Raw genomic sequence first — 3,824 nt, forward strand, 5'->3', positions numbered from 1 at the left:
GGGCTAATCCCAAGCACCCGTGCCGTATCGCGAATTCCGCTCCCATTCATCGCCATATCGCTGATCTGCTGCTTCACATTGGGGAGCATAGGCGACCTATACCATGTAGGGGCATAAACTTCACTTTTCGGGTATACTCACTGATGTAGAAACAACGTGAGAAAACAGCGGGAGGTTCCCTTGATTGAGATCTCATTCAGCGAAGCCGAGATCGCAGCCCTGCACTATGAACGGTTCCATCATCCCCATCCGAGAGTCCAGCGCAAGATGGAAGCTTTGTATTTGAAGAGTCAAGGTTTGCCTCACTGGGAGATTGCTCAACTGGTACAGGTGAGTCAGAACACCTTACGGAGTTACCTCAAAGACTACCAAGCCGGGGGCATTGCTGGACTGAAAGTGTTGACCTTTTATCAACCCCAAAGTGAGTTGAAGCCGCACCAAGCCACATTGGAAGCCCAATTCAGGGCACATCCTCCTCAAAGCTTGGCACAAGCAGCGGCGAAGATCGAGGCGTTGACTGGGATTCGGCGCAGTCGTAGCCAGGTACAAGTGTTTCTCCAAGGGATGGGCATGAAGTGCAGACGAGTCGGCGTGCTTCCCGCCAAAGCCGACCCAGAGCCGCAAGAGGCAGATAAAAAAACCAGTTGGAGCCTCGCCTAGAAGAGGCAAAAGCCGGCAATCGAGCCGTGTTTTTTGGGGATGCTGCCCATTTTGTTTTAGGAGCGTATCTGGGGGTTTTGTGGGGTTTCGAGCGCTTGTTTGTCAAAACGGGGTCAGGACGACAGCGCTTCAATGTCTGAGCCGCGATGAATGCCCTCACCCACGAACTCGTCCTCGTGACAAATGATGCTTACATCAATGCCCAGAGTGTTTGTGAGTCGTTAAGAAAACTAGCGGCGTTAGGACTGAGTATCCCGATCACCCTGGTGCTGGACAATGCCCGTTATCAAAAATGTGCCCTCGTCACTGAGCTTGCAGCATCGCTCCAGATTGAGTTGCTCTACCTACCGCCTTATTCCCCCAACTTAAATTTGATTGAGCGGTTATGGAAGTTTGTTAAAAAGCAGTGCTTGTACTCGACCTATTATGCTGACTTCGCTCAGTTCAAAGCCGCCATTTCTAGTTGTCTTGACCAATGCCACACGACTCATAAGCAGGAGTTAGACTCCCTACTAACGCTTCGCTTTCAGTCCTTTCATAATACGCAATCTATACCCTGATGCAGTATAGTTCTGGGAAGAATTCAGACGTTCAACGCGCAAAGTTCCCAGAACTTTTTGATGCCGTGGCTCAGGCAATCTCTCATTCTCCCGGCTCCCCCTTACCGATCGCTTTAACGACAGCAGTCTCCGAGTTTCCCGATCGGGTGCAGCCCGCGATTGTCTACCTACGACATCAGCAGCAGCGACGTGCGATCCAGAATCCGGTTGGCTATCTGTATCGAGCGATCGTCGAGGGATGGAATCTACCACAACCTAGCGATGCCGCAACGCCTGCTGGTTTTAGAGACTGATTTAACTGGGCAAAAGCGAATGGGTTGGCAGTAGCTGCAACGGTTATCGGAGGAGTTCATCAAACATTGCACGTTGAGGATGGTTGGTTGCCTACCGAACTGTTGATGCGACGGCATTCAGTAATGTTTCCATTCAATTGATTGCCTCAGCGAGTGGAGACACTCCTATTGGATGTTGATCGCATTTCTCTAGGTGCAAAGTGGAACAATCACGATCGCTTTGTTGGGTGTTCTGTCACGACTCGCTGCAATTTATCTAGAGGCAATCTGTTATTGAAAAACTGGTTTGGTTAAGGGTGAAAAGTCTGAAAGCCATAGTAGGTTGAGTGAGCAGTTCGTAGGCTGCTGAAAAAGTGGCGGACGAATTTTTTAGAATTAATGGTTTTGATTTTTGATTAGATTATTCAGTGGTATCTAATTGCCACCCGGATATATTTAGAAGCTTTATCTACTTAAAGAGTCGGTAATTACGGATGACGATGTGGGGGAATTAAAGTTTACATTTGATACATCACTTGTTAAAGCTAGACCGTGAATGAGACTCAAGATATGGCTGAGTTAGTGGTGCGTTTGCGCCAGCGACTAAAATTGACGCAAGAGCAGCTAGCCGCACGTTTGGGAGTTACTTGCCCGACTGTCAATCGCTGGGAAAATCGAAAATCGCGCCCTTCCAAACTCGCGCTTAAGCTAATCAAATCGACACTTGAGCAGCTAGGAGCAGAAGATTTACTTACTCAGTATTTTCCTCACTGAAGTTTTTGACTAATTAGAATAGCGATTGAGTTGTTCAGAATCTTGCGATTAGATGACATCAAATTTCTGATGTTGTCTCTAATTTTACTTGCCAAATTTTAGCAGTCAATCGGTGATCTAACTGCACATAAATTGTTTAGGCTGCCTAATCTTTTGGGGTGATGCTGATAGTTTACTGTGCAAATTGACTCACAGATTTTTGCAAATTTGTCCACAAACCTATCAACCGTCTCAAAAATTGTATGGCTATTAAATCGACTTGTACCAAAACGGCTACGGAAACAGAGATCCGAGTCGAAGCCTTGAGACAAAAGTTGGGCTATCCGATTAAGCAGCGCGATCCGCAGGGGTCTGACTTCTGGTATTTGCATCCTGGTGTGAGTGAGGCGGATGCGGAAGAAACGGCTCCGATCGCCATCGGGTTTTTCTCCGAACTGAATGGCTTAACGGATGAGCAGGAAATTCAACGCCTTCTATCTGTAGCGACCCGCAATCATAAATCATCAAACCCGCAATCATCGCGATTTTGAACCCACATTAACTGCAACTATGCGGTCGCTCAAACCCGAATTAACTGCAACTGAACCCAGATTAATTGCAACTAACCCACAATCATCTGCTCTAACCCACATTAACTGCAACTATAAATTGAGTTAGGTAGACTAAAGAAAACGTCCGTTTTCTTTAGTCTGTCACAGAACGACTTACCACAATGGCAAACCGCCATTTGCTTAATAAAGTAACCCAATAAAGAAATCAAAATCAAGATATACTTGTCATGAATGAGTTTATTTACTTTTTGTCGTGCTAATTGGTTATGCTCGTGTTTCAACTGACGACCAACTCCTCGATCTTCAGCAAGACGCACTGACTAAAGTTGGCTGCGAAAGAATTTTTACAGATTGTGAAAGTGGAGCCAAAGCTGACGCGACGCGGTTACGATCTGCGGGGCTTGGCAGACCAGTTTCATGCAAAACCAGCGGAGATAAAGCTACTATTTCGGGGGCAACTCGATCCGGCGCGGACGAAGGAGTTAACCGACCAGATGTTAATGGCTGGGTTGCCAATCTAGCTCTGTGATTGAATTTGGGCACCTCAATTTATAGTTGCAGTTATAGCGGTTTGCGGCTCAATGGAGTACATTAGAAGTAGAGCAGTTGTCACTCAGGATTTTAGGATGAAAGCTTATTCTGTAGATCTGCGTCAGAAAGTGGTGGATGCCTATGAGCAACAAGAAGGATCGCAACGGGAATTAGCCAAGCGATTCAAGGTCAGTCCCAATTTTGTGCGCCTCTTGCTCAAACGTCATCAAACCGAAGGAACGGTTGAACCCAAACCCCACACGGGCGGTTTTACCAGCAAGTTAGCGAATCAACTCCCCTTGATTGAGCAGTTAGTCGAACAAGATAACGATGCGACCTTGCAAGAATTGTGTGACCAACTCGACCGACAGGTTCAGATTCGGGTCAGTCCCAGTACCATTTGCCGTACCCTGCAACAGTTGAACTTAACGCGAAAAAAAAACGCTGCACGCCAGTCAAGCTGAAACAGAGCGAGT

At 46.9% G+C, this 3,824-nt stretch carries 5 protein-coding genes and 3 pseudogenes; 7 read left to right on the plus strand and 1 reads right to left on the minus strand.

The window, feature by feature from the left end:
- Positions 1-83: pseudogene (locus C7B65_RS26610) on the minus strand (IS1-like element transposase); the annotation flags it as partial.
- A gap of 97 nt (positions 84-180) precedes the next feature.
- On the opposite strand from C7B65_RS26610, the pseudogene C7B65_RS26615 reads away from it, so the two are divergent.
- The 7 genes and pseudogenes from C7B65_RS26615 (at position 181) to C7B65_RS26645 (ending at position 3,812) form a co-directional block, all read left to right on the plus strand.
- Positions 181-1,220, plus strand: a pseudogene (locus C7B65_RS26615) (IS630 family transposase).
- The gene (locus tag C7B65_RS26620; protein ID WP_073075084.1) at positions 1,220-1,513 is read left to right on the plus strand and encodes a hypothetical protein; all 294 of its coding nucleotides are present in this window, start codon (positions 1,220-1,222) and stop codon (positions 1,511-1,513) included. Before C7B65_RS26615 ends, C7B65_RS26620 begins: the two are co-directional and overlap by 1 nt.
- Before the next feature lie 531 nt (positions 1,514-2,044).
- Positions 2,045-2,266 (plus strand): helix-turn-helix domain-containing protein, encoded by a 222-nt coding sequence (locus C7B65_RS26625; protein ID WP_223257510.1) that lies wholly within the window; start codon positions 2,045-2,047, stop codon positions 2,264-2,266.
- A 242-nt stretch (positions 2,267-2,508) separates the two neighbouring features.
- Positions 2,509-2,796 (plus strand): hypothetical protein, encoded by a 288-nt coding sequence (locus C7B65_RS26630; protein ID WP_073075086.1) that lies wholly within the window; start codon positions 2,509-2,511, stop codon positions 2,794-2,796.
- Between the two features lie 274 nt (positions 2,797-3,070).
- Positions 3,071-3,139, plus strand: a pseudogene (locus tag C7B65_RS29790) (hypothetical protein); the annotation flags it as partial.
- 4 nt (positions 3,140-3,143) lie between these two features.
- Positions 3,144-3,338, plus strand: coding sequence for a phosphoribulokinase (locus tag C7B65_RS26640; protein ID WP_073075090.1), 195 nt, complete (start codon positions 3,144-3,146; stop codon positions 3,336-3,338).
- A gap of 105 nt (positions 3,339-3,443) precedes the next feature.
- On the plus strand, positions 3,444-3,812 hold the full coding sequence (locus C7B65_RS26645) for a helix-turn-helix domain-containing protein (protein ID WP_073075087.1): 369 nt from the start codon (positions 3,444-3,446) through the stop codon (positions 3,810-3,812).
- The last annotated feature ends 12 nt before the right edge of the window (positions 3,813-3,824 follow it).

The organism is Phormidesmis priestleyi ULC007, from assembly GCF_003003695.1.
Lineage (GTDB): Bacteria > Cyanobacteriota > Cyanobacteriia > Leptolyngbyales > Leptolyngbyaceae > Phormidesmis_A > Phormidesmis_A priestleyi_A.